At 69.6% G+C, this 25,095-nt stretch carries 14 protein-coding genes and 2 rRNA genes; 8 read left to right on the forward strand and 8 right to left on the reverse strand.

All coding sequences use genetic code 11. The annotated features are described in order from the left end of the window. Positions 1 to 5 precede the first annotated feature (5 nt). Positions 6 to 3,125: ribosomal RNA gene (locus B446_RS07075) — 23S ribosomal RNA — on the reverse strand. Positions 3,126 to 3,427: 302 nt separating this feature from the next. After that, positions 3,428 to 4,953 (reverse strand): 16S ribosomal RNA (locus B446_RS07080). The 16S and 23S rRNA genes sit together here, the layout of an rRNA operon. A 557-nt stretch (positions 4,954 to 5,510) precedes the next feature. On the opposite strand from B446_RS07080, the gene B446_RS07085 reads away from it, so the two are divergent. Further along, positions 5,511 to 5,960 (forward strand): PTS sugar transporter subunit IIA, encoded by a 450-nt coding sequence (locus B446_RS07085; RefSeq protein ID WP_020938739.1) that lies wholly within the window; start codon positions 5,511 to 5,513, stop codon positions 5,958 to 5,960. 78 nt (positions 5,961 to 6,038) lie between these two features. After that, the gene (gene ptsP, locus B446_RS07090) at positions 6,039 to 7,709 is read left to right on the forward strand and encodes a phosphoenolpyruvate--protein phosphotransferase (RefSeq protein ID WP_020938740.1); all 1,671 of its coding nucleotides are present in this window, start codon (positions 6,039 to 6,041) and stop codon (positions 7,707 to 7,709) included. A gap of 80 nt (positions 7,710 to 7,789) precedes the next feature. On the opposite strand, the gene B446_RS07095 is transcribed toward ptsP, so the two are convergent. Together B446_RS07095 and B446_RS07100 are read right to left on the reverse strand one after the other, a co-directional pair. Further along, on the reverse strand, positions 7,790 to 8,701 hold the full coding sequence (locus tag B446_RS07095) for a hypothetical protein (protein WP_020938741.1): 912 nt from the start codon (positions 8,699 to 8,701) through the stop codon (positions 7,790 to 7,792). Positions 8,702 to 8,855: 154 nt separating this feature from the next. Beyond that, the gene (locus B446_RS07100; RefSeq protein ID WP_020938742.1) at positions 8,856 to 10,823 is read right to left on the reverse strand and encodes an acetoacetate--CoA ligase; all 1,968 of its coding nucleotides are present in this window, start codon (positions 10,821 to 10,823) and stop codon (positions 8,856 to 8,858) included. Positions 10,824 to 11,037: 214 nt separating this feature from the next. Here B446_RS07100 and B446_RS07105 point away from each other — a divergent pair, with 214 nt between their 5' ends. Then, complete coding sequence (locus tag B446_RS07105) at positions 11,038 to 13,398, forward strand: glycoside hydrolase family 31 protein (RefSeq protein ID WP_078614885.1); 2,361 nt, start codon at positions 11,038 to 11,040, stop codon at positions 13,396 to 13,398. 19 nt (positions 13,399 to 13,417) lie between these two features. Here the strand turns inward: B446_RS07105 and B446_RS07110 are convergent, their stop codons facing one another. After that, entirely contained in the window at positions 13,418 to 13,954 is a 537-nt protein-coding gene (locus B446_RS07110) for an NUDIX domain-containing protein (protein ID WP_043474960.1), read from the reverse strand. Positions 13,955 to 14,246: 292 nt separating this feature from the next. Between B446_RS07110 and B446_RS07115 the strand changes: the two genes are divergently transcribed. The 5 genes from B446_RS07115 (at position 14,247) to glpK (ending at position 20,347) form a co-directional block, all read left to right on the forward strand. After that, a complete protein-coding gene (locus B446_RS07115) occupies positions 14,247 to 14,672 on the forward strand; it encodes a Zn-ribbon domain-containing OB-fold protein (RefSeq protein ID WP_020938745.1) in 426 nt (141 codons plus the stop codon). Next, the gene (locus tag B446_RS07120) at positions 14,669 to 15,859 is read left to right on the forward strand and encodes a lipid-transfer protein (RefSeq protein WP_020938746.1); all 1,191 of its coding nucleotides are present in this window, start codon (positions 14,669 to 14,671) and stop codon (positions 15,857 to 15,859) included. The genes B446_RS07115 and B446_RS07120 overlap by 4 nt, the downstream gene beginning before the upstream one ends. A gap of 134 nt (positions 15,860 to 15,993) precedes the next feature. Continuing rightward, positions 15,994 to 17,643, forward strand: coding sequence for a GGDEF domain-containing protein (locus B446_RS07125; protein ID WP_020938747.1), 1,650 nt, complete (start codon positions 15,994 to 15,996; stop codon positions 17,641 to 17,643). Between the two features lie 392 nt (positions 17,644 to 18,035). Further along, a complete protein-coding gene (locus tag B446_RS07130; RefSeq protein WP_020938748.1) occupies positions 18,036 to 18,785 on the forward strand; it encodes an MIP/aquaporin family protein in 750 nt (249 codons plus the stop codon). Between the two features lie 41 nt (positions 18,786 to 18,826). Then, positions 18,827 to 20,347 carry a glycerol kinase GlpK gene (glpK, locus tag B446_RS07135; RefSeq protein ID WP_020938749.1) on the forward strand — a complete coding sequence of 507 codons (1,521 nt, stop codon included), beginning with the start codon at positions 18,827 to 18,829 and terminating at the stop codon, positions 20,345 to 20,347. A gap of 99 nt (positions 20,348 to 20,446) precedes the next feature. Here glpK and B446_RS07140 read toward each other — a convergent pair whose 3' ends face one another. The 3 genes from B446_RS07140 to B446_RS07150 are packed head-to-tail and all read right to left on the reverse strand — an operon-like array spanning position 20,447 to position 25,091. After that, positions 20,447 to 21,052, reverse strand: coding sequence for a GTP-binding protein (locus B446_RS07140; RefSeq protein ID WP_020938750.1), 606 nt, complete (start codon positions 21,050 to 21,052; stop codon positions 20,447 to 20,449). Then, on the reverse strand, positions 21,033 to 24,671 hold the full coding sequence (locus tag B446_RS07145) for a hydantoinase B/oxoprolinase family protein (RefSeq protein ID WP_020938751.1): 3,639 nt from the start codon (positions 24,669 to 24,671) through the stop codon (positions 21,033 to 21,035). Before B446_RS07145 ends, B446_RS07140 begins: the two co-directional genes overlap by 20 nt. A gap of 24 nt (positions 24,672 to 24,695) precedes the next feature. Next, positions 24,696 to 25,091 (reverse strand): DUF742 domain-containing protein, encoded by a 396-nt coding sequence (locus tag B446_RS07150; protein ID WP_020938752.1) that lies wholly within the window; start codon positions 25,089 to 25,091, stop codon positions 24,696 to 24,698. Positions 25,092 to 25,095: the final 4 nt, after the last annotated feature.

Consider the following 25,095-nt stretch of genomic DNA (forward strand, 5'->3'; position numbering starts at 1 on the left):
CAACTGAGGACAAGCCCTCGGCCTATTAGTACCGGTCACCTCCACCCATTACTGGGCTTCCAGATCCGGCCTATCAACCCAGTCGTCTACTGGGAGCCTTACCCTCTCAAGGAGGTGGGAATACTCATCTCGAAGCAGGCTTCCCGCTTAGATGCTTTCAGCGGTTATCCCTCCCGAACGTAGCCAACCAGCCATGCCCTTGGCAGAACAACTGGCACACCAGAGGTTCGTCCGTCCCGGTCCTCTCGTACTAGGGACAGCCCTTCTCAATATTCCTACGCGCACAGCGGATAGGGACCGAACTGTCTCACGACGTTCTAAACCCAGCTCGCGTACCGCTTTAATGGGCGAACAGCCCAACCCTTGGGACCGACTCCAGCCCCAGGATGCGACGAGCCGACATCGAGGTGCCAAACCATCCCGTCGATATGGACTCTTGGGGAAGATCAGCCTGTTATCCCCGGGGTACCTTTTATCCGTTGAGCGACGGCGCTTCCACAAGCCACCGCCGGATCACTAGTCCCGACTTTCGTCCCTGCTCGACCCGTCGGTCTCACAGTCAAGCTCCCTTGTGCACTTACACTCAACACCTGATTGCCAACCAGGCTGAGGGAACCTTTGGGCGCCTCCGTTACTCTTTAGGAGGCAACCGCCCCAGTTAAACTACCCATCAGACACTGTCCCTGATCCGGATCACGGACCCAGGTTAGACATCCAGCACGACCAGACTGGTATTTCAACGACGACTCCACCCATACTGGCGTATGAGCTTCAAAGTCTCCCAGCTATCCTACACAAGCCGAACCGAACACCAATATCAAACTGTAGTAAAGGTCCCGGGGTCTTTCCGTCCTGCTGCGCGAAACGAGCATCTTTACTCGTAGTGCAATTTCACCGGGCCTATGGTTGAGACAGTCGAGAAGTCGTTACGCCATTCGTGCAGGTCGGAACTTACCCGACAAGGAATTTCGCTACCTTAGGATGGTTATAGTTACCACCGCCGTTTACTGGCGCTTAAGTTCTCAGCTTCGCCTGGACGAATCCAAGCTAACCGGTCCCCTTAACGTTCCAGCACCGGGCAGGCGTCAGTCCGTATACATCGCCTTACGGCTTCGCACGGACCTGTGTTTTTAGTAAACAGTCGCTTCTCGCTGGTCTCTGCGGCCACCCCCAGCTCACGGAGTAAATCCGATCACCGAGTGTGGCCCCCCTTCTCCCGAAGTTACGGGGGCATTTTGCCGAGTTCCTTAACCATAGTTCACCCGAACGCCTCGGTATTCTCTACCTGACCACCTGAGTCGGTTTAGGGTACGGGCCGCCATGAAACTCGCTAGAGGCTTTTCTCGACAGCATAGGATCATCCACTTCACCACAATCGGCTCGGCATCAGGTCTCAGACTATGTGCAAGGCGGATTTGCCTACCTCGCGTCCTACACCCTTACCCCGGGACAACCACCGCCCGGGATGGACTACCTTCCTGCGTCACCCCATCACTCACCTACTAACCGCTTGGTTCGGCGGCTCCACCACTCCCCTCAACTCCGAAGAGATCAGGGCGGCTTCACGGCCTTAGCATCACGATGCTCGATGTTTGACGCTTCACAGCGGGTACCGGAATATCAACCGGTTATCCATCGACTACGCCTGTCGGCCTCGCCTTAGGTCCCGACTTACCCTGGGCAGATCAGCTTGACCCAGGAACCCTTAGTCAATCGGCGCAAACGTTTCTCACGTTTGTATCGCTACTCATGCCTGCATTCTCACTCGTCAACCGTCCACAACTACCTTCCGGTGCTGCTTCACCCGGCAGACGACGCTCCCCTACCCATCCATACACCCGTTGGGGCTGTTGCATGAATGACACGACTTCGGCGGTACGCTTGAGCCCCGCTACATTGTCGGCGCGGAATCACTAGACCAGTGAGCTATTACGCACTCTTTCAAGGGTGGCTGCTTCTAAGCCAACCTCCTGGTTGTCTGTGCGACTCCACATCCTTTCCCACTTAGCGTACGCTTAGGGGCCTTAGTCGATGCTCTGGGCTGTTTCCCTCTCGACCATGGAGCTTATCCCCCACAGTCTCACTGCCGTGCTCTCACTTACCGGCATTCGGAGTTTGGCTAAGGTCAGTAACCCGGTAGGGCCCATCGCCTATCCAGTGCTCTACCTCCGGCAAGAAACACACGACGCTGCACCTAAATGCATTTCGGGGAGAACCAGCTATCACGGAGTTTGATTGGCCTTTCACCCCTAACCACAGGTCATCCCCCAGGTTTTCAACCCTGGTGGGTTCGGTCCTCCACGAAGTCTTACCTCCGCTTCAACCTGCCCATGGCTAGATCACTCCGCTTCGGGTCTTGAGCGTGCTACTGAAACGCCCTGTTCGGACTCGCTTTCGCTACGGCTTCCCCACACGGGTTAACCTCGCAACACACCGCAAACTCGCAGGCTCATTCTTCAAAAGGCACGCAGTCACGAGATACAGCAAGCTGTATCCGACGCTCCCACGGCTTGTAGGCACACGGTTTCAGGTACTATTTCACTCCGCTCCCGCGGTACTTTTCACCATTCCCTCACGGTACTATCCGCTATCGGTCACCAGGGAATATTTAGGCTTAGCGGGTGGTCCCGCCAGATTCACACGGGATTTCTCGGGCCCCGTGCTACTTGGGTGTCTCTCAAACGAGCCGCTGACGTTTCGACTACGGGGGTCTTACCCTCTACGCCGGACCTTTCGCATGTCCTTCGTCTACATCAACGGTTTCTGACTCGTCTCACAGCCGGCAGACTGTGAAAGAGAGATCCCACAACCCCGCATGCGCAACCCCTGCCGGGTCTCACACGCATACGGTTTGGCCTCATCCGGTTTCGCTCGCCACTACTCCCGGAATCACGGTTGTTTTCTCTTCCTGAGGGTACTGAGATGTTTCACTTCCCCTCGTTCCCTCCACACTGCCTATGTGTTCAGCAGCGGGTGACAGCCCATGACGACTGCCGGGTTTCCCCATTCGGAAACCCCCGGATCAAAGTCTGGTTGACGACTCCCCGGGGACTATCGTGGCCTCCCACGTCCTTCATCGGTTCCTGGTGCCAAGGCATCCACCGTGCGCCCTTAAAAACTTGGCCACAGATGCTCGCGTCCACTGTGCAGTTCTCAAACAACGACCAGCCACCCATCACCCCCGGTCAACAACCGGAGTTCACTGGGGCCGGCGACTGAGGAAATTCATTCCCTCAGACACCCAACAGCGTGCCCGACACGATCAGCTGACCAGATCAGCGTTCCACGCTCCGAAGAGCAGTACTTGCGCCTGGTCCATCCTGGACCGTGCCGAATAATCAACGTTCCACCCATGAGCAACCAGCATCAGGCGTTCGCTGATGTTCTGGCCTCTGACCGAGCAGGCTCGGTAAGAAGTGCTCCTTAGAAAGGAGGTGATCCAGCCGCACCTTCCGGTACGGCTACCTTGTTACGACTTCGTCCCAATCGCTAGTCCCACCTTCGACAGCTCCCTCCCACAAGGGGTTGGGCCACCGGCTTCGGGTGTTACCAACTTTCGTGACGTGACGGGCGGTGTGTACAAGGCCCGGGAACGTATTCACCGCAGCAATGCTGATCTGCGATTACTAGCGACTCCGACTTCATGGGGTCGAGTTGCAGACCCCAATCCGAACTGAGACCGGCTTTTTGAGATTCGCTCCACCTCACGGTATCGCAGCTCATTGTACCGGCCATTGTAGCACGTGTGCAGCCCAAGACATAAGGGGCATGATGACTTGACGTCGTCCCCACCTTCCTCCGAGTTGACCCCGGCGGTCTCCTGTGAGTCCCCATCACCCCGAAGGGCATGCTGGCAACACAGAACAAGGGTTGCGCTCGTTGCGGGACTTAACCCAACATCTCACGACACGAGCTGACGACAGCCATGCACCACCTGTACACCGACCACAAGGGGGCGCCTGTCTCCAGACGTTTCCGGTGTATGTCAAGCCTTGGTAAGGTTCTTCGCGTTGCGTCGAATTAAGCCACATGCTCCGCCGCTTGTGCGGGCCCCCGTCAATTCCTTTGAGTTTTAGCCTTGCGGCCGTACTCCCCAGGCGGGGAACTTAATGCGTTAGCTGCGGCACCGACGACGTGGAATGTCGCCAACACCTAGTTCCCACCGTTTACGGCGTGGACTACCAGGGTATCTAATCCTGTTCGCTCCCCACGCTTTCGCTCCTCAGCGTCAGTAATGGCCCAGAGATCCGCCTTCGCCACCGGTGTTCCTCCTGATATCTGCGCATTTCACCGCTACACCAGGAATTCCGATCTCCCCTACCACACTCTAGCTAGCCCGTATCGACTGCAGACCCGAGGTTAAGCCTCGGGCTTTCACAATCGACGTGACAAGCCGCCTACGAGCTCTTTACGCCCAATAATTCCGGACAACGCTTGCGCCCTACGTATTACCGCGGCTGCTGGCACGTAGTTAGCCGGCGCTTCTTCTGCAGGTACCGTCACTTTCGCTTCTTCCCTGCTGAAAGAGGTTTACAACCCGAAGGCCGTCATCCCTCACGCGGCGTCGCTGCATCAGGCTTTCGCCCATTGTGCAATATTCCCCACTGCTGCCTCCCGTAGGAGTCTGGGCCGTGTCTCAGTCCCAGTGTGGCCGGTCGCCCTCTCAGGCCGGCTACCCGTCGTCGCCTTGGTGAGCCATTACCTCACCAACAAGCTGATAGGCCGCGGGCTCATCCTTCACCGCCGGAGCTTTACAGCCTCCACCATGCGGTGGAAGCTCATATCCGGTATTAGACCCCGTTTCCAGGGCTTGTCCCAGAGTGAAGGGCAGATTGCCCACGTGTTACTCACCCGTTCGCCACTAATCCCCACCGAAGTGGTTCATCGTTCGACTTGCATGTGTTAAGCACGCCGCCAGCGTTCGTCCTGAGCCAGGATCAAACTCTCCGTGAATGTTTACCGGTAATCCGGATCAACACACACGAGAGCGGTGCGAGAGGAGGAATAGTCCCCTCGCACACAGCGTCCTCGCTGTGTTTTTCAAAGGAACCTCGCCCCAGCCGTGACGGCCGGAGACGGGGTATCAACATATCTGGCGTTGATTTTTGGCACGCTGTTGAGTTCTCAAGGAACGGTCGCTTCCTTTGTACTCACCCTCTCGGGCTTTCCTCCGGGCGCTTCCCTTCGGTCTTGCGTTTCAAACTCTACCAGGGTTTTTCCGTCTCCCTGACCGCTCTCCCGCAGACATGCGGAAGGGATCCTGGATAGGATCTGACAAGTTTGGTTGCCGCTCGACGGCCGCGCTTTCGCGTCGCTCCGTCCTGAGCAGGGTTACGACTGTACAGGGGCCGTCGGAGGCCATGCAAATCGATGCGGTTGGTGGTCTAGACCACTTGCTGGTAGGTTCCAGACGGAACCGTCACTTCCTTTGACTTACGCTGCTGCTCAGTGCTCCGTCAGGGACACGCTGTGACGGCCGTACCTGCAGCTCCACTCCTGGGAGGCTTCCCATGACCACCGTGACGTCCCCGCTCGCCGGCCGTGCCATCGGACTGGCCGCCGTGCCGGATCCGGTCTTCTCCGGGGCCATGGTCGGCCCGGGCACCGCGATCGACCCGGTGCGTGAGCCCTCCGAGGCCGTCGCGCCCGTGGACGGGGTCATCGTCTCCCTCCACCCGCACGCGTTCGTCGTGGTCGACGAGCACGGGCACGGCGTGCTCACCCATCTCGGCATCGATACCGTTCAGCTCAACGGCGAGGGCTTCGAGCTGCTCGTCAACAAGGGCGACACCGTCACGCGCGGTCAGAGCGTCGTGCGCTGGGACCCCGCCGCGGTCGAGGCCGCCGGCAAGTCGCCGGTGTGCCCGGTCGTGGCGCTGGAGGCCACCGCCGAGTCCCTTGCCGCCCTCCGTGACAGCGGTGACGTGAAGGCCGGCGACAGCCTCTTCTCCTGGAACTGATGACACCGCCGCCGCTGGGCGGCGTACCGGACAACCAACGCGGCGGCGGGACCCGCCGCACTGACGGAGACGGGTGAGATGGAGACAACGCTGCGAGGCGTCGGCGTGAGCCACGGTGTGGCGATCGGCGAGGTTCGGCACATGGGGACGGCGGTGCTCGAACCGCCGGCCAAGCAGATCCCGGCGGAAGAGGCGGCGCGCGAACAGGGCCGGGCGCGCCAGGCCGTGGACGCGGTCGCGGCCGACCTCATGGCGCGCGGCAATCTGGCGGGCGGTGAGGCCCAGGCCGTGCTCGAGGCGCAGGCCATGATGGCCCAGGATCCCGAGCTGATGGCGGACGTCGAGCGGCGGATCGCCGTGGGCAGCACGGCGGAGCGGGCGGTGTACGACGCCTTCGCGGCCTACCGCGAGCTGCTGGCCGGTGCCGGCGAGTACCTCGCCGGCCGCGTGGCCGACCTGGACGACGTGCGCAACCGCATCGTCGCCCGGCTGCTGGGCGTGCCGATGCCGGGTGTCCCGGACAGCGACCAGCCCTACGTGCTGGTGGCCCGTGACCTCGCCCCGGCCGACACGGCGCTGCTCGACCCCACCCTGGTGCTCGGTTTCGTCACCGAGGAGGGCGGGCCGACCAGTCACAGCGCGATCCTGGCGCGTGCGCTGGGCGTACCGGCCGTGGTGGCGCTGCCGCACGCCGGTGAGCTGGCCGAGGGCACGGTGATCGCCGTGGACGGCAGCACGGGCGAGATCTTCGTGAACCCGGCCGAGGAGAAGAAGGCGGAGCTGCGGGCGGCCGCCGCCGAGCGCAAGGCCGCGCTGGCCGCTTCGTCGGGTCCGGGTGCCACGGCCGACGGGCACAAGGTGCCGTTGCTGGCCAATGTCGGTGGTCCGGCGGACGTGCCGGCGGCGGTGGAGGCCGGGGCCGAGGGCGTCGGTCTGTTCCGCACCGAGTTCCTCTTCCTGGACGACAGCAAGAGCGCGCCGTCCGTGGAGAAGCAGGTGCAGGCCTACCGGCAGGTGCTGGAGGCGTTCCCCGAGGGCCGGGTGGTCGTGCGGGTGCTGGACGCGGGCGCGGACAAGCCGCTGGACTTCCTGACGCCGGCGGACGAGCCCAACCCGGCGCTGGGCGTGCGGGGGCTGCGGACCTTGCTCGACCACCCGGAGGTGCTGCGCGCGCAGCTGACCGCGCTGGCGCGGGCCGCCGAGGGTCTGCCGGTCTACCTGGAGGTCATGGCGCCTATGGTGGCGGACCGTGCGGACGCCAAGGCGTTCGCCGACGCCTGCCGGGAGGCGGGGCTGCGGGCCAAGTTCGGCGCGATGGTGGAGATCCCGTCGGCGGCGCTGCGGGCGCGGTCCATCCTGCAGGAGGTCGAGTTCCTGTCGCTGGGCACGAACGACCTCGCGCAGTACACGTTCGCGGCCGACCGGCAGGTGGGTGCGGTGTCGCGGCTCCAGGACCCGTGGCAGCCCGCGCTGCTCGACCTGGTGGCGCTGGCCGCCGAGGCGGCCAAGGCCGAGGGCAAGAGCTGTGGTGTGTGCGGTGAGGCCGCGTCCGACCCGCTGCTGGCCTGTGTGCTGACGGGTCTGGGTGTCACCTCCCTGTCGATGGGTGCCGCGTCGATCCCCTACGTCCGGGCGACGCTGGCGAAGTACACGATGGCGCAGTGCGAGCGGGCCGCCGCCGCCGCGCGTGCGTCGGACAGCGCCGAGGAGGCGCGCGGCGCGGCGCAGGCGGTGCTCTCCGGCGAGTAGGCGCGGCGAGTGGTCGTACCGGCGCGTGGTGTGCCGGGTTCAGGGGCGTCCCGCCTTCGGGTGGGGCGCCCCTGGCGTCGTCAGTGGTGGTGTCCCGGTGCCGCGTTTCCGTCCTCCTCACCCAGGTCCGTCCCCAGGTCGGGTGGGGAGCAGTAGTCGACGCCCGGTTCCGGGAAGATGATCTCGCCGGTCTCCGCGTCGGTGCAGTAGGCGTCGAAGACCTCGGAGGCGGTGAGCGGTTCCAGGGTGCCGCCGCGCAGGCGCCAGCCGTGGACGCGGTCGGTCGTGCCGGGGGCGCTGATCCGCATGACGAGTCCGCCGGGGCCGCGCGTGGCGAGGCCCAGGGCCAGCACGCTGGTGAATTCGAGGGCTTCGGCCTCGTCGAGTTCCGGTGGGCCTTCGGTGCGGGCGTCGGCGTGCAGGACGGAGACGAGGGTGTCCGGTGGTCCGGAGACACTGCAGACGAGGTGGCGGTCGCCGGGCGGGGCGGTGTCGAGGATGCGTACGAGGAGGTCGGCGGCGCGGGTGAAGGCCGCGCGGCCGATGTCCTCGCCGCAGGTGGCGCAGGGGCCGAGGCGGCTCAGGAGGGCGGTGGCGTACTCCCAGGTGGCCTGGCGTACGGCTTCGTCGACGAGGGCGGGCACGAGTGTGGCGAGGGGCCGGCCGTCGTAGGGGATGGTGGGGCCGGTCGCCGCGAGGTGCGCGGTGAAGCGGCTGCGGCTGGCCGGTGCTTCCGGGTCGAGGCCGGTGTCCGCGCAGAAGGCGGCGTAGTCCTCGGGGTCGAAGAGGGCGAGGGTGGTGTGGCTGCCCTGGGCCGCTCGGCTCTTGAGGAGGGCTTCCACCTGCTGGAGGTAGGTGGTGTGGTCGTCGAAGGCGAAGCTGCGGTAGCGCCGCATGGCGCGGAAGTCGTGGTCGTCGGTGAGCAGGCCGATGGTTCCGGCGATCTCGCGGCGCAGGACGCGTCGCAGGGTCGGGTGGTCGGTGTGCGCCATGTTTCCCCCAGTGCGCGGTTGATCAATGCTCACTCACAGTAATCGTGGGCACTGACAACGGGTGCCGTGGGAGGGGCGTCCGCTCCGGCCCCGGACCTCGCCGCCGTGGTGCGGGCGGGTCCGGGGGCGGTCTGTGGGTGACGACGGCCGGGGGTCAGGCGCGCTTGCGGGCGAGTTGCTCGTAGAAGCCCAGCAGGGCGAGGTCGTCGATGGATCCGGGGTTGACCGCCTTCTCCAGGGGTGTGCCCTGGAGGAGTCGCTTGACCGGGACCTCGATGCGCTTGCCGGTGAGGGTGTGCGGGACGCCCGGGACCTCGATGATCTCGTCGGGCACGTGGCGCGGTGAGAGCTGTTCGCGGATGGCCTGCTTGACGCGGTTCAGGAGTGCTTCGTCGAGGACGGCTCCGGGCGCGAGGTGGACGAAGAGGGGCATCCAGTAGCCGCCGTCGGGCTGTTCGATGCCGATGACGAGGGATTCCCTGATCTCGGGCAGCCGCTCGACCACTTCGTAGATGTCGGCGGAGCCCATGCGGACGCCCTGCCGGTTGAGGGTGGAGTCGGAGCGGCCGTGGATGATCACCGAGCCGCGGGAGGTGACGGTGATCCAGTCGCCGTGGCGCCAGACGCCCGGGTAGGCGTCGAAGTAGCTGTCGTGGTAGCGGCTGCCGTCGGGGTCGTTCCAGAAACGGATCGGCATCGAGGGCATGGGGTTGGTGACGATCAGCTCGCCGACCTCGTCGACGAGGGACTCGCCGGCCGGGTCCCAGGACTGCAGGTCGGTGCCGAGCCCGGGGGCCTGGAGTTCGCCGGTGTACACGGGCAGCGTCGGCACGGCCCCGGCGAAGCAGGAGCAGACGTCGGTGCCGCCGCTGACGGAGGCGATCCACAGGTCCTCGCGGACCTCGTCGTGCAGCCAGCGGAAGCCGTCGGGGGGCAGCGGGGAGCCGGTGGTGGCGACGCAGCGCACCCGGGTGAGGTCGAAGTCGCGGGAGGGGTGCACGCCGGCCTTGCGGCACGCCATGACGTAGGCGGCGGAGGTGCCGTAGAGGGTGGCGCCGGTGCGTTCGGCGATCCGCCACTGGGCGCCGGTGTCGGGGTAGCCGGGGCTGCCGTCGTACAGGACGATCGTGGTGCCGGTGAGCAGGCCGGAGACGAGGAAGTTCCACATCATCCAGCCGGTCGAGGTGTACCAGAAGAAGCGGTCGCCGGGGCCGAGGTCGCAGTGCAGGCCGAGCTGCTTGAGGTGCTCGACGAGGATGCCGCCCTGGGACTGGACGATGGCCTTGGGCAGGCCGGTGGTGCCGGAGGAGTAGAGCACCCACAGGGGGTGGTCGAACGGCACCTGCTCGAAGACGGGCTCGGTGTCGGCCGCGGTGAGTGCCGACCACTCCAGGGTGCCCTGGGGTGCCTCGGTGCCGAGGAGCGGGATGTGGACCACGGCGCGCAGGGTGGGCAGCTCGTGGCGGAGTTCGGCGACGATCTCCCTGCGGTCGTGCTCCTTGCCGCCGTAGCGGTAGCCGTCGACGGTGAACAGGACGACGGGTTCGACCTGCTGGAAGCGGTCGAGGACGCTGCGGGCGCCGAAGTCGGGGGCGCAGGAGGTCCACACGGCGCCGACGGCGGCGGTCGCGAGGAGGGCGACGACGGCCTCGGGGATGTTGGGGAGGTAGCCGCTGACACGGTCGCCGGGGCGGACGCCGAGGGCGCGGAGTTCGGCGGCGAGGGAGCCGACCTGGCGGCGCAGTTCGGCCCAGGTGACCGGGGTGGGTTCGTGGGTCTCGTCGACGTGCAGGAGGGCGGGCTCGTCGGGCCGGTCGGCGGCGGCGCGCAGGGCGTGCTCGGCGTAGTTGAGGGTGGCTCCGGGGAACCACTGGGCGCCGGGCATCGAGCGGTCGCCGAGTACGCGCGCGTAGGGGGTGGAGAAGCGTACGTCGAACCACTCGGTGACGGCTTCCCAGAAGGTGTCCAGGTGTTCGACGGACCAGCGGTGCAGCGCGGGGTAGCCTCCGTCGGCCGGGGCGCCGTGGTGCTCGGCGGCCCATGCCTGGAACGCGGTGATGCGTGCCTGGGCGATCCGCTCGGGGGCGGGCTGCCAGAGCGGCTGCGGGTTCGCTGTGGACATGGGGCGGCTCCCGGACTGTGCGCGTCGTGTGCGTCGGTCCGCGCACGGGCTGGGGTGTGCGCGTGACGCGGCTGACAGGGACGATGCCATGTGATCGACTTCCGCACCAGGGTGGGCCCCACATAGTCCGTGTCGTGAAGATGTGGTCCCGGCACGGGTGAACGGCAGTTGAACGGCACACGCGCGTGGGGCGGTCAGTGGCAGGGTGAACAACATGGACGGTCGTGACCTGGTGCGTTCGGTGAGTGTGGTCGGTTCGGGGCGGGCTGCTCAGGGGTTGCGCACCGTACGGTCCGCCTGGCGCAGGAGGCGTATCGACGCCGCCGGGCTGCCGCCCCGGGGAGCGGAGCGGGCCCGTGTGCCGGGGCAGGTCCGGGAGGCCGAGCCGGGGCCGGGCGGGGGTGTGATCCGGTTCGGCCGTTCGGAGCTGCGGGTCACCGTCGCGGTCAACGGGGCGGTCTTCTGGGGCTGGGACGGGGCGGAGCCGGAGCCGTCGTACGCGCTGGCGGTGGGCTGCCCGGAACCCGACCCGCGGGCGGTGCTGGAGCCGGACAAGGACGGCGGCTGGCGGGTGGTGGCCGAGCGGGTGACGGTCGTCGTCTCCCGGCACGGCGGGCTGGACGTGTGCACGCCGGGTGGTGTGGTGCTGCGGCGGGATCTGCCGCCTCGCTGGTGGGAGCCGGTCGGCGGGGGCGCTGCGCGCTGGATGCAGCGGTCCGAGGTGGCGGCGGACGCCCGGTTCTTCGGCCTGGGCGGGCGCGCGGGCGGGCCGCGGTTGCGGGACGGCTCGTACCGGCTGTGGAACTCCGATCCGGGGCGTGCGTTCGGTCCGGGTGACGATCCGCTGTACCTGACCATGCCCATGCAGCTGGTCGTGGCCGACGCCGGGGCCCACCTGGTGTTCCACGACAACACCTGGGACGGCACGGTGACGCTGCGGGAGGGCGAGGAGGGCGCGGGGTCCGGGCACGACCGTCCGGGGCGCTGCGAAGTGCGGATGGAGGGCGGCCCGGTGCGCGGCTGGGTGATCGTGGGGACCCCCGCGCGTGTGCTGCACACCTGGGCGTCGCTGACCGGTGCGCCCGCGCTGCCGCCGGCCTGGGCGCTGGGGCACCATCACGCGCGGTGGGGTTTCGGCAGTGAGCACGAGGTGCGCCGGATCGTCGCGGGCTACCAGGAGCGCGGTCTGCCGCTGGACTCCGTCCACCTGGACATCGACCACTACGAGGACCACCAGGTCTTCACCGTCGACCAGCGCCGCTTCCCGAAGCTGCCGGGGCTCGCGGACGAGCTCCGCCGGGACGGGATACGCCTGGTGTCGATCATCGATCCGGCGGTGCGGGCGGCGCCGGGCAACGCGGTGTACGACAGCGGGTCGGTGCTGGACGCGTTCGTCCGGGACGCATCGGGGCGGACGGTGCGGGGCGAGGTGTGGGCCGGCGAGTCGGTGTTCCCTGACTTCACGCACGCGCGCGTGCGCAAGTGGTGGGGCGACCTGTACGAGGAGCGGCTGGACCAGGGTTTCGCCGGCTTCTGGCACGACATGAACGAGCCGACGTCGTTCAGCGCGTTCGGGGAGCCCACGCTTCCGCGTTCGGCCCGGCACGCGCTGGAGGGGCGGGGCGGGGACCATCGGGAGGCGCACAACGTGTACGCGCTGTGCATGGCCCGGGCGGGTTACGAGGGGCTGCGCGAGCTGTCGCCCCATGAGCGGCCGTTCCTGTTCTCCCGGTCCGGCTGGGCGGGCGCGCACCGCTACGGCGGGACGTGGTCGGGGGACGTGGCGACGGGCTGGCCGGGGCTGCGGGCGTCACTGTCCCTGGTGCTGGGGCTGGGGCTGTGCGGGGTGCCGTACTCGGGTCCGGATGTCGGCGGCCACGACGGCGTCCCGTCGCCCGAGCTGTATCTGCGGTGGTTCCAGCTCGGTGCGTACCTGCCGCTGTTCCGCACGCACGCAGGTCCGCGGGCGGGGCGCAGGGAGCCGTGGGAGTTCGGTCCGCAGGTACTGGAGCACGCGCGCGAGGCGCTGCTCGAACGCCGGCGGCTCATGCCGTACTTCGTGACGCTGGCGCAGCTCGCCCGGCGCACCGGGGCGCCCTATGTGCGGCCGCTGTGGTGGGCGGCGCCGGAGGACCGGGCGCTGCGTGACTGCGAGGACGCGTTCCTGCTGGGTGACTGCCTGCTGGTGGCGCCGGTGCTGGATCCGGGTGTGGAGCGGCGGGCGGTGCGGCTGCCGCGGGGCCGCTGGTACGACACGCTGACGGGGACGCCGTACGAGGGGCCGGCGCAGGTGCTCGTGGACGCTCCGCTCTCGCGGACTCCGGTGTTCGCGCACGCGGGTGCGGTGCTGCCCGTGCGCGGGGAGGACGGCGGGACCGAGCTGGAGGTGTGGGCGCCCGCGCCGGGACGGACCGGGGGCGGCCTGGTGGTGCCGGACGCGGGCGACGGCTGGGAGGTGGCGGAGATCGAGCGCTATGTCGCGCGCAGGCTGGGCCGGCGGGTGGTCGTGACCCGGGAGCGGGAGGACGGCCCGGAGGAGCCGTCCTACCCGGTGCGCGTCCGGGGGCTCGGCTGAGGCGCCGGCCCGGGCGTGATCAGATGTAACGGCCCTCGAACCAGGCCCGGACGGCAAGGGTGTGCAGGGGGAAGGCCAGTTCCTCGGCTCGGCGCAGGAGGTGCCAGCCCTCGGTCTCGTCGGTGGGGCCGGAGGCCGGCAGGGTCTCGGCGGGGCGTTCCGGGAGCAGTCCGAACAGCAGCAGGTGCCCGTCGGGCGAGCTCATGGCGTCCACGAGGCGCACGTCGCGCGCGGCGGCGTCGATGCCCGTCTCCTCCTTGAGCTCCCGGACGACGGCGTGTTTCCAGTCCTCGCGGTCGTCGATGTAACCGCCGGGCAGTGCGGTGCCGCCGCGCGCGGGGCCGATGGTGCGGGTGATGACGACCAGGGCCGTGCCCTTGGTGTCGTACACGGGCTGGAGCGCGACCGCGACCGGCAGCGGGTTGCGGTAGGCGGCCCTCCCGCAGGCCGGGCAGGTGCGCGGCCAGCCGGAGACGCCCTCCCCATAGGGCGCTCCGCAGCTCGAACAGTGCGAGTCCGGTACGGAGTTGTCGGTTGAGTGCTGAGTTACGGACACGCGCGGACTGTATCCGATCGCAGGAAGCGCGTCTTCCGCCCACGGCGTTCAGCAGGGACGCCGTGCGGGACGGGCGGGCGGGGAGGGAAGCGGAACGAGAAGCGGAACGAGAAGCGGAGGGGCGTCCGGGACCACCCCCGTCGGCCCCGGCAGCCCCTCCAGGTACCACGACGCAGTCGGGGACCCTACGGTTCGCCGGGACGCCTGCCTATTTCCGGCGGGCCGTGGCACACTTCTGACGCTCCATCAGATCTCGTCGTCTGGAGGAACGTTGACGCGAACCCGCACCCCCGTGGTCACCGGCTGGTTCACCGGCGAGGGGGACGACTTCCGGCTCCTCGGCACACGGTGCGCGTCCTGTCGCACGGTCTTCTTCCCGCGCGAGGACACCCACTGCCGCAACCCGCACTGTGCCGGTGACGACCTAGAAGAGGTCCCGCTGTCACGAACCGGCCGGATCTGGTCGTACACGGACAGCCACTACCGCCCTCCGTCACCCTATGTGAGCGATCCGGAACTTCCGTGGGAGCCGTACGCGTTGATCGCGGTGGAGCTGGAGGCCGAGCGGATCGTGGTGCTGGGGCAGGCGGCTCCCGGGGTCACCGTCGCCGCTCTGACGGTGGGCATGGAGGTCGAGGTCGTCCCGGGCGTGCTCCACGAGGACGCGCGGACGGCCTGGACCACCTGGCACTGGCGGCCGAGGGGGGCGGCGGTATGACGGCGGACGTGGCGGTGCTCGGCGTGGGCATGCACCCCTGGGGCAAGTGGGGGCGCGGCTTCGTCGAGTACGGCACGGCGGCGGCCCGCGCGGCCCTCGCGGACGCGGGGCTCGGCTGGCCGGACGTCGGCTCGGTGGTGGGCGCGGGCACCGTGCGCGGCGGATATCCGGGGTACGTGGCGGGGGCGACGTTCGCCAAGGCGCTCGGCTGGCAGGGGGCGCGGGTCGCCAGCGTGTACGCGGCGTGCGCCTCGGGGGCCCAGGCGATCGCGACCGCGCGGGCGCAGATCCTCGCCGGGCTGGCGGACGTCGTGCTCGTGGTGGGGGCGGACGCCGCGCCCAAGGGGTTCTTCCGGCCCGCCGGCGGGGACCGCCCCGACGATCCGGACTGGCTGCGCTTCCGGCTGCTGGGCGCGACGAACCCGGCCTACTTCGGGCTGTACGCGCGCCGGCGGATGGCGGTGCACGGGGACACGCCGGAGGACTTCGCGCTGGTCAAGGTGAAGAACGCCGCGTCGGGCGCGCTCAACCCCTACGCGCGCTACCGCCGCCGGGTCACCGCCGAGGAGGTCGCCGCCTCCGCGGTGGTGTCCGACCCGCTGCGGCTGCTCGACATCTGCGCCACCTCCGACGGCGGTGCCGCGCTGGTGCTGAGCAGCCTGGACTTCGCGCGGCGGCACGGTGCGGCGCGGCCGGCGCGGATCCGTGCGGTGTCGACGGTGACCCCGCGGTTCCCGAACACGGTGCTGGACCTGCCGGACATCGCCACCGACTCCGCGGTGGCGGTGGCGCCCCCGGACGAGACCTTCCGGGCGTCCATCGCACGTGCCGCCTACGAGGAGGCGGGTATCGGCCCGGAGGACCTGTCGCTGGCCGAGGTGTACGACCTGTCCACCGCGCTGGAGCTGCAGTGGTACGAGGATCTCGGGCTGTGCGGGGCGGGCGGGGGCGCGAAGCTGCTGCGGGAGGGCGCGACCGCTCCGGGCGGTCGTATACCCGTCAACTCCAGTGGGGGCCTCGCCTCTTTCGGTGAAGCGGTTCCGGCACAGGCGATCGCCCAGGTCTGCGAGCTGGCGTGGCAGCTCAGGGGGACCGCGGGTGACCGGCAGGTGGCCGGCGCGCGCGTGGGGATCACCGCCAACCAGGGACTGTTCGGGCACGGGTCGTCCGTGGTCGTGGTGCGTTGAGTCCGGCCGGGGCGGGAACGGGTGCGGCTGAAGGGGCCGCAGAGGCTTTTCACGGCGTGTGATCGCCCCGAAAGCCTGCGTGAACGTCTCATGAACTGCGCCTGGGCGTACGCGGGCAGCGCCATCATGCTCCCGTGCACTCCTGGACGGATAATCTGCGCTTCGCCTTCCAGCCGGTGGTCAACCTGAGGACCGGCGCGGTCACCGCACTGGAGATACTCGCCCGCCCCGAGACCGGCGACGTCCTGGCCGAGGCCCGCCGCGACCCGGAACTCGACGGCAGGCTGGCCGTGCTGGCGCTGAGGGCGGCGGCGCGCAAGGAGACGCTGCTGCCGCTGCACCTGAACGTGTTCGCGGCGACCCTCGCCGACCTCGGGGGGCTCACCCCGCTGCACGACGCCGTGCGCGCGGCGGGACGGATGCCCTGGGAGGTGACGCTGGACGTGGTGCCGCCGTGCATCCACGTCCCGCACCGGGCCCTGCTGGAGGCGGTCGCCACGCTGCGCGAACAGGGGTTCAGGATCAGCGCGGACGGCATCGGCGACGGTGACGTGCCCCTGCGGCTGCTCGCCGACCTCGCCCCGGACCTGGTCAAGCTCGACGCCTCGCTGCTGGCCCGGCCGGCCGTGGTGCGGGCGATGCGGACGTTCTGCGAGCAACTGGGCGCGCTGGTGGCCGTCGAGGGCGTGGAGACCGAGCTGCAGTGCGCGGCCGCGCTGGCGGCCGGTGCGCAGCTCGCCCAGGGCGAGCTGTTCGCTCCGCCGGCCCGTGTCCCGGTGGCGGACGTGTACGTGCCGCCCCGCTCCCCCGGCAGCCTGGCCGCGCCCCGGTCCGGGCCGCCCGTCCGGGAGTTCGTGCGGCCCGCCGCCCTCCTGCCCGTCACCGCCTCGGCGGGGCAGGTGCGGGCGCTGCTGACCGGCTCGCCCGACGTCTCCGGGGTGCTGCTCGTGGACCAGGCCGGGGTGCCCGTCCGCTCGGTCCACCGGTCCCGCTTCCTGCTGTCGATGTCCGGCCGCTACGGACACGCCCTCTACGCGGACCGGCCCGCCTTCAAGCTGGGCGACGCGCCCCGCACGGTCGGGGCGGACGCCACCGCGTGGGAGGTGCTGGACGTGGTCGCGGTCGGCGGCCGCGACCGTACCTCGGACGACGTGGCCGTCGTCGACCACCGCGGCCGGTGCGTGGGCGTCGTCCGCCTCGCCGACCTGGTCCGGGCGCTGGCCGAGACCCGGGTGGAGGAGGCGGCGGGCCTCAATCCGCTGACCCGGCTGCCCGGTTCGGACGCGATCACCGCCGAGGTGGACCGGTGGCTCGCCGAGGGGCGGACGTTCGCGCTGAGCTGGCTGGACATCGACCACTTCAAGCAGGTCAACGATGGTGCCGGGTTCGCCGCCGGCGACGAGCTGATCCGTTCGGTGGGCCGGACGCTGCAGGCGGCGGTCGCCGGGCACGCGCGCGTGGGCCACATCGGCGGGGACGACTTCCTGGTGCTGGCGCAGGAGGAGGTGCTGGACGCCCTGGCCGGCCCGGTGCTGGACACGCCCTGGGCGGCGGGCGGGCGACCGGTGACGCTGTCCCTGGCGACCGTCGTGTGCGGGCCCGGCGAGGTGTCCGACCACCGGCAGGCAGCCGCCCGGCTGGCTCCGCTGAAGAAGGCGGCGAAGGCGCTGCGCGGGACGAGCTGGGTGCTCGCGCGTGCGGGGCTGCCCGGGTACGAGATCCGGCGTGGCTCCGGGGCGGCCCCGGCCCAGGCGGGATACGCGGCGGCGGAGCCGCTGGGCTGAAACGCCGCTCAGCGCAAGGGCGTTGCCCGCCCGGCCGCCGGAAGGAGGGCCGCCGCGGGCCGGAGCGCGGCCCGGGGAGGACCGGGCGGACGGCCGGGCGGGAAACGCTGTCACCGTTGCCGTCGGCGACCTTGACGGCCTCCGGGCGCCGGTGAACACTTCCGGGTGTCAGCCGACATCGCCGTACATTCTCGGTGCAATCAGGCACTGCGCCATGGGCTTCTTCCTGCTCAACGGCCCTTCCCACAGGGCGGGTCGGCTGCGACGGCACGCTCGTCACGGACGCCGGGCGGGGCGCGGGGCCCTCCCTGCCTTCGGCTGAAGTCGCCAAGGGAACCGTTCCTGCACGGACGGCCGGGGCCACTCCCCGGGCCGGCGCCAAGGGAGCCGCCATGAGCAACGGAGACATTTTCGTCGGCGAGACCATCGGCACCGCGATCCTGATCCTGTTCGGTGCCGGCGTCTGCGCCGCCGTCACCCTCAGATACTCCAAGGCACGCGCCTCGGGATGGATCGTCATCGCGTTCGGATGGGGGTTCGGCGTGCTCGCGGGCGCGTACACGGCCGCTCCCCTCTCCGGCGGCCAGCTCAACCCCGCGGTCACCATCGGGATCGCGGTGGACACCGGTAAATGGGACAAGGTCTGGGTCTATCTGCTGGGCCAGATCGTCGGCGCCATGCTGGGCGCGGTCCTGGCCTACCTCGTCTATCTCGCGCAGTTCCAGGCCAACGTCCGCGAGGTGGGCACGACCGAGGGCACCATCGAGGAACCCCTGCCGACCCTGGGGATCTTCTCGACCATCCCCGAGATACGGAAGCCCGTCGCCAACCTCATCACCGAGATCATCGCGACGATGGCGCTGGTGCTGCCCGTCCTCGCCTTCGGGCTGACCAGGGGGCTCGGCGAGTCCGGCACCACGGTGCTGATCGTCTCGCTGCTCGTGGTCGGCATCGGGCTCTCCCTCGGCGGGCCCACGGGGTACGCCATCAACCCCGCCCGTGACCTCGGTCCGCGCATCGTGCACACCTTCCTGCCGATCCCGCACAAGGGCTCGTCCGACTGGGGCTACGCGTGGATCCCGGTGGTCGGCCCGCTGATCGGCGGGGCACTCGCCGGCCTCGTCTACAACCTGGCCTTCTGACCAGCGATCCGACCCAGCGACCCAGCGACCCAGGGACAGCCATGACGGACACCGCCGAGAAGTACGTCGCCGCCATCGACCAGGGCACCACGTCCAGCCGCTGCATCATCTTCGACCACGGCGGAGCCGTCGTCGCCGTGGACCAGCGCGAGCACCGCCAGATCTTCCCCAAGCCCGGCTGGGTGGAGCACGACGCGACCGAGATCTGGTCCAAGGTGCAGGCCGTGGTGGCGGGAGCGCTCGCCAGGGCCGGGCTGCGCGCCGACCAGCTGAGCGCCCTCGGGATCACCAACCAGCGGGAGACCACGGTCCTGTGGGACCGGGCCACCGGCAAGCCCGTGCACAACGCGATCGTCTGGCAGGACACCCGTACCGCGGCCCTGTGCCACGAACTGGGCGGCGGGGACGGCCAGGACCGCTTCCGCGACCGGACCGGGCTGCCGCTGGCCAGCTACTTCTCCGGCCCCAAGGCGGCCTGGCTGCTGGACCACGTGCCCGGACTGCGCGACCGCGCCGAACGCGGCGAGATCGCCTTCGGCACCATCGACTCCTGGCTGATCTGGAACCTCACCGGCGGCACGGACGGCGGCCGGCACGTCACCGACGTGACGAACGCGGGACGCACCATGCTGATGAACCTGGAGACGCTCCAGTGGGACTCCTCCATCCTCTCGGCGATGAACGTGCCCGAGGCGGTCCTGCCCGAGATCAGGTCGTCCGCCGAGGTGTACGGGACCGCCGTCGGCCAGTTGGCGGGCGTGCCCGTGGCCTCGGCCCTGGGCGACCAGCAGGCCGCCGTGTTCGGCCAGGCCTGTTACGACGTCGGCACCGCCAAGAACACGTACGGAACCGGCAGTTTCCTGCTGCTCAACACCGGGGATCGGCCGGTGCCGTCCAAGAGCGGGCTGCTGACGACGATGGGCTACAAGATCGGCGGTGAGGCGCCGGTGTACTGCCTGGAGGGGTCCATCGCGATAACGGGCGCGCTCGTCCAGTGGTTCCGCGACCAGCTCGGCATCATCCGCACCGCCGACGAGATCGAGACCCTGGCGGCGAGCGTCGACGACAACGGCGGCGCCTACATCGTGCCCGCCTTCTCCGGCCTGTTCGCCCCCTACTGGCGCTCCGACGCGCGCGGCGTCGTCACCGGCCTGACCCGCTACGTCACCAAGGCGCACCTCGCGCGCGCGGTGCTGGAGGCGACCAGCTGGCAGACCAGGGAGGTGGTGGACGCCATGTACCAGGACTCCGGTGTGCGGATCACGACCCTCAAGGTCGACGGCGGCATGACGAAGAACGACCTGCTGATGCAGCACCAAGCGGACGTCCTGGGCGTGCCCGTGATCCGCCCCCGGGTCTCCGAGACCACCTGCCTGGGCGCCGCGTACGCGGCCGGCCTGGCCACGGGCGTGTGGAACGACCTGGACGAGCTGAAGTCGCACTGGCAGCGGGACGCGGAGTGGGCCCCGGCCATGGAGGCGTCGGTACGCGACCGCGAGTACCGCAACTGGCGCAGGGCGGTGGAGAAGAGCTTCGGCTGGCTGGAGGACGACGAGATCTAGGTGCCGCTGACGCACCCGCACGCGCGCGTGCGGGTGCGCGCGCCGGGACCACGGCCCGTACCCCGGTCGGCGGGGGTACGGGCCGTGCCGCGGTCGCGGTCAGGTCGGGAGCGCGGCGCGGCGTTCGGCCGCGTGCTCCATCGCGTGCCGGACGACTCCGACCAGTACCTCCTTGACCGACTCCCGATCGCGGGCGTCGCACAGCAGGACGGGTACGCCGTCGTCCAGGTCGAGGGCCTGCCGCACCGTCTCGGCGGGGTACCTGGCCGCGCCCTCGAAGCAGTTGACGCCTACGAGGAAGGGGATGGAGCGCTTCTCGAAGTAGTCGACGGCGGCGAAGCAGTCCTCCAGGCGGCGTGTGTCGGCCAGGACGACGGCCCCGAGGGCACCTTCGGACAGCTCGTCCCACATGAACCAGAACCGTTCCTGGCCGGGCGTCCCGAACAGGTACAGCACGAGGTCCTCGCGCAGGGTGATGCGGCCGAAGTCCATGGCCACGGTGGTCGTGTGCTTGCCCTCCACGCCGCTGGTGTCGTCGACCGGGCGCCCGGCCTCGGTCAGGGACTCCTCGGTGCGCAGCGGCCTGATCTCGCTGACCGCGCCGACCAGGGTCGTCTTGCCCACGCCGAAGCCGCCGGCCACCAGGATCTTGAGCGTGACGGGCTCGACCGGTGGCACGCGGCGTTCAGAACGCCCGAAGATCATCGCTCTCTTCTCCTGCTCGGTGGTGGTCGGGCGACGGCCGGCCGTAGCCGCCGCCACCGGGGGTCTCGATGACGAGCACGTCGCCCGCGCCGACGTCGGTGGAACCGCTCGCGCCGAGGTCGGTGACGGTGCCGTCGGTCCGCTCCACCCGGTTGGCGCCGAGGGCGCCGGGCTCGCCGCCCGCCATTCCGTAGGGGGGAACCCGGCGGTGCTGGGAGAGCGTGGAGACGGTCATGGGTTCGAGGAAGCGGATGCGGCGCACGGCGCCGTCACCGCCGCGCCGGCGGCCCGCGCCCCCGCTGCCGCGCCGTACGGCGAACTCCTCGAGCCGGACGGGCAGGCGCCACTCCAGGATCTCGGGGTCGGTGAGCCGGGAGTTGGTCATGTGGGTCTGCACGACGTCGGCGCCGGGGAAGTCCGGGCCGGCACCGGAGCCGGAGGCGACGGTCTCGTAGTACTGGTGTCGTTCGTTGCCGAAGGTGACGTTGTTCATGGTCCCGGAGCCCTCGGCCTGGACGCCGAGCGCGGCGTACAGGGCGCCGGTGATGGCCTGCGAGGTCTCGACGTTGCCCGCCACGACGGCGGCGGGCGGTTCGGGGGCGAGCATCGAGCCGGGCGGTACGACGATGTCCAGCGGGCGAAGGCAGCCGTCGTTGAGCGGGATGTCGTCGGCGACCAGGGTGCGGAAGACGTACAGGACCGCCGCGTCGACCACCGCGGAGGGGGCGTTGAAGTTGGTGGCGAGTTGCGGCGAGGTGCCGGTGAAGTCGATGGTCGCGCGGCGCTCGGCGCGGTCGACGCGCACCTGGACGCGGATGACGGCGCCGGAGTCCGTCTCGTAGGCGTACGCGCCCTCGTCCAGGGTGTCGATCACCCGGCGGACGGCCTCCTCCGCGTTGTCCTGGACGTGCCGCATGTAGGCGTGCACGACGTCGAGGCCGAACTCCTCGATCATGCGCCGGACCTCGTCGACGCCCTTCTGGTTGGCGGCGATCTGGGCGCGCAGGTCGGCGAGGTTGGTGCGGACGTTGCGGGAGGGGTGGCGCGCCCCGGTGAGCAGGCGGCGGGTCTCCTCCTCGCGGAAGCGGCCGTCCTCGGCGAGCGGCCAGTTGTCGAAGAGGACGCCCTCCTCGTCGATGGTGCGGCTGTGGGCGGGCATCGAGCCGGGGGCGATGCCGCCGATCTCGGCGTGGTGGCCGCGCGAGGCGACGTGGAAGAGGATTTCGGGCTCACTCTGCGTGTCCGACGCCGGGCCGGTGCCGAAGACCGGGGTGATCACGGTGACGTCCGGCAGGTGGGTGCCGCCGTGGTAGGGGTCGTTCACGGCGTAGGTGTCGCCGGGGCGCATCGAGCCGCCGCGGCGGCGGATGACCTCTTTGACGCTGGTGCCCATGGATCCCAGGTGGACGGGGATGTGGGGCGCGTTGGCCACCAGGTTCCCGTCCGGGTCGAACAGGGCGCAGGAGAAGTCCAGGCGTTCCTTGATGTTGACGGACTGGGCCGTGGACTCCAGCCGGGCGCCCATCTGTTCGGCGATCGACATGAAGAGGTTGTTGAAGACCTCGAGCAGGACCGGATCCGCCTTCGTGTCCAGCTCGGAACTCTGCGTGACCGTCGTGTGTTCCATGAGCAGATGCCCGTCGTCGGTCGCCGCGGCCCGCCAGCCGTCGTCGACGACGGTCGTCGCGCCGGCCTCGGTGATGATCGCGGGTCCGGTGACGGGTTCGCCGGGTGGCAGCGCCTCCCGGCGGTGGAGGGACACGTCGCGCCAGGATCCGCCGGTGTGGAGGCGGACCTGTTCCGGTGCGGCGGGCAGGCCCTCGTAGGGGGCGAGCGCGGACAGATCGGGGGGTGCGGTGATGCCGGTGGCCTCGACGGAGAGGGCTTCCACCACGATCGGGCGGTCGAGGGTGAAGGAGTACGTGGCGCGATGCCGTTCTTCGAAGGCGTGCCTCATGGTGGCGGGCTCGGTGAGCTCCACGGTGAGGGTGGTGTCGGTGCCGTCGTAGCGGAGCTGGGCGCGGCGGGTGACCTCGATGCGCTCCTCGGGGACGTCCTCCGCGCGGAGTTCGGCGCGGGCGGCGCCCTCCAGGTCGTCGGCCGTCTTGCGGACGCCGGGCATCGAGGCCGCTTCCAGGGGTGCCTCGACGGACCGCTCGCGCATGGCCGTGGTGTCGGCGAGACCGATGCCGAGCGCGGAGAGGACTCCGGCCATGGGGGGTACGAGGACGGTGCGGATGCCGAGCGAGTCGGCGACCGCGCACGCGTGCTGGCCGCCCGCCCCGCCGAAGGTGGTCAGGGCGTAGCGGGTGACGTCGTGACCCTTCTGGACGGAGATCCGCTTCACGGCGTTGGCGATGTTGGCCACGGCGATCCGCAGGTAGCCCTCGGCCACCTGTTCCGGAGTGCGGTCGTCGCCGGTGCGCTCCCTGATCCCGTGCGCGAGGGCGGTGAAGCGGTCGCGGACCAGGTCGGCGTCCAGGGGCTGGTCACCACGGGGGCCGAAGACCGGCGGGAAGTGGGCGGGCTGGACGCGGCCGAGCATCACGTTGGCGTCCGTGACGGTGAGCGGTCCGCCGGCGCGGTAGCAGGCGGGGCCCGGGTCGGCGCCGGCCGAGTCGGGGCCGACCCGGTAGCGGGAGCCGTCGAAGTGGAGCACGGAGCCGCCGCCCGCGGCGACGGTGTGGATGTCGAGCATCGGGGCGCGCAGCCGTACACCGGCGATCCGGGTGGTGAAGACCCGCTCGTAGTCGCCGGCGAAGTGCGAGACGTCGGTGGAGGTGCCGCCCATGTCGAAGCCGATGACGCGGTCGAAGCCGGCCCGCCGCGACATGCGGGCCATGCCGACGATGCCGCCGGCGGGCCCGGACAGGACGGCGTCCTTTCCGCGGAACTGCCCGGCCTCGGTGAGGCCGCCGTTGGACTGCATGAACATCAGCCGCACGCCGCTGAGCTCGTCGGCGACGTGGCGCACGTAGCGGCGGAGCACGGGCGAGAGGTAGGCGTCGACGACGGCGGTGTCCCCGCGCGGGACGAGCTTCATCAGCGGGCTGACCTCGCTGGACAGGGAGATCTGCGGGAAGCCGGTGCGCGCGGCGAGGGCGCCGATCGCCTGCTCGTGGGCGGGGTGGAGGTGGCTGTGCAGGCAGACGACGGCGACCGCGCGGATCCCGTCGTCGAGGGCCTGCCGGAGCGGTCCCGCGAGGGCGTCGAGGTCGGGTGCCCGCAGTACGGTGCCGTCGGCGGCGATCCGCTCGTCGACCTCGATGACCCGTTCGTACAGCTGCTCGGGCAGGTCGATGCGGCGGGCGAAGATGGCGGGGCGGTTCTGGTAGGCGATGCGCAGGGCGTCGGCGAAGCCGCGCGTGATCACCAGGAGGGTGCGTTCGCCCGCGCGTTCCAGCAGGGCGTTGGTGGCGACCGTGGTGCCCATGCGGACGGCGTCCACGGGGTCCTGGGAGTCGCCGAGCAGCTCGCGGACGCCGGCCACGGCCGCGTCGGCGTACCGGGCGGGGTTGTCGGAGAGCAGCTTGTGGGTGCGCAGGCTGCCGTCCGGGCGCCGCGCGACGATGTCCGTGAAGGTGCCGCCTCGGTCGACCCAGAACTGCCAGCCTGTCACGTCACCACTCCGCTTCCGCGCCGGTCACAGCGCCCGGAGGCCGTCGATCACGTCGCGCAGAATACTCTCGTCCGGCAGCTCGGCCGGGGGAACCGGGCGGGTCACATGGACGAGTTCCGCGTGCACGAGATCCCCGATGAGGACGCGCACCACCCCGACCGGGAGATCGAGCTCCGCGGCGAGCTCCGCGATCGACTGCGGCGCGGCGCGGCAGAGTCCGACGATCTCCACGTGCTCGGGCGCGAGCGTCGTGTCCGTCTCGGCGTCGCCCGCTCCGGGTTCGGTGACGACCACCGCGATCAGATCGAGGCGGTGCTGGGCCGGGCTCGTGGTCCGGCCGCGCGTCATGGCGTACGGACGGACCACCGGTCCGGCCTCGTCGTCGAACCAGTGGCTTGTGTCCTGACCCTCTCCGCTCATGCCA

It is taken from the genome of Streptomyces collinus Tu 365 (assembly GCF_000444875.1).
Classification (GTDB): Bacteria; Actinomycetota; Actinomycetes; order Streptomycetales; family Streptomycetaceae; genus Streptomyces; species Streptomyces collinus_A.

What these genes read in the sequence shown, in the direction of transcription:
- ptsP (WP_020938740.1), top strand. Translation starts at nt 6,039, where the DNA reads ATGGAGACAACGCTGCGAGGCGTCGGCGTGAGCCACGGTGTGGCGATC.
- B446_RS07095 (WP_020938741.1), bottom strand. Translation starts at nt 8,701, where the DNA reads ATGGCGCACACCGACCACCCGACCCTGCGACGCGTCCTGCGCCGCGAG.
- B446_RS07130 (WP_020938748.1), top strand. Translation starts at nt 18,036, where the DNA reads ATGAGCAACGGAGACATTTTCGTCGGCGAGACCATCGGCACCGCGATC.
- B446_RS07100 (WP_020938742.1), bottom strand. Translation starts at nt 10,823, where the DNA reads ATGTCCACAGCGAACCCGCAGCCGCTCTGGCAGCCCGCCCCCGAGCGG.
- B446_RS07140 (WP_020938750.1), bottom strand. Translation starts at nt 21,052, where the DNA reads ATGATCTTCGGGCGTTCTGAACGCCGCGTGCCACCGGTCGAGCCCGTC.
- B446_RS07150 (WP_020938752.1), bottom strand. Translation starts at nt 25,091, where the DNA reads ATGAGCGGAGAGGGTCAGGACACAAGCCACTGGTTCGACGACGAGGCC.
- B446_RS07105 (WP_078614885.1), top strand. Translation starts at nt 11,038, where the DNA reads ATGGACGGTCGTGACCTGGTGCGTTCGGTGAGTGTGGTCGGTTCGGGG.
- B446_RS07120 (WP_020938746.1), top strand. Translation starts at nt 14,669, where the DNA reads ATGACGGCGGACGTGGCGGTGCTCGGCGTGGGCATGCACCCCTGGGGC.
- glpK (WP_020938749.1), top strand. Translation starts at nt 18,827, where the DNA reads ATGACGGACACCGCCGAGAAGTACGTCGCCGCCATCGACCAGGGCACC.
- B446_RS07085 (WP_020938739.1), top strand. Translation starts at nt 5,511, where the DNA reads ATGACCACCGTGACGTCCCCGCTCGCCGGCCGTGCCATCGGACTGGCC.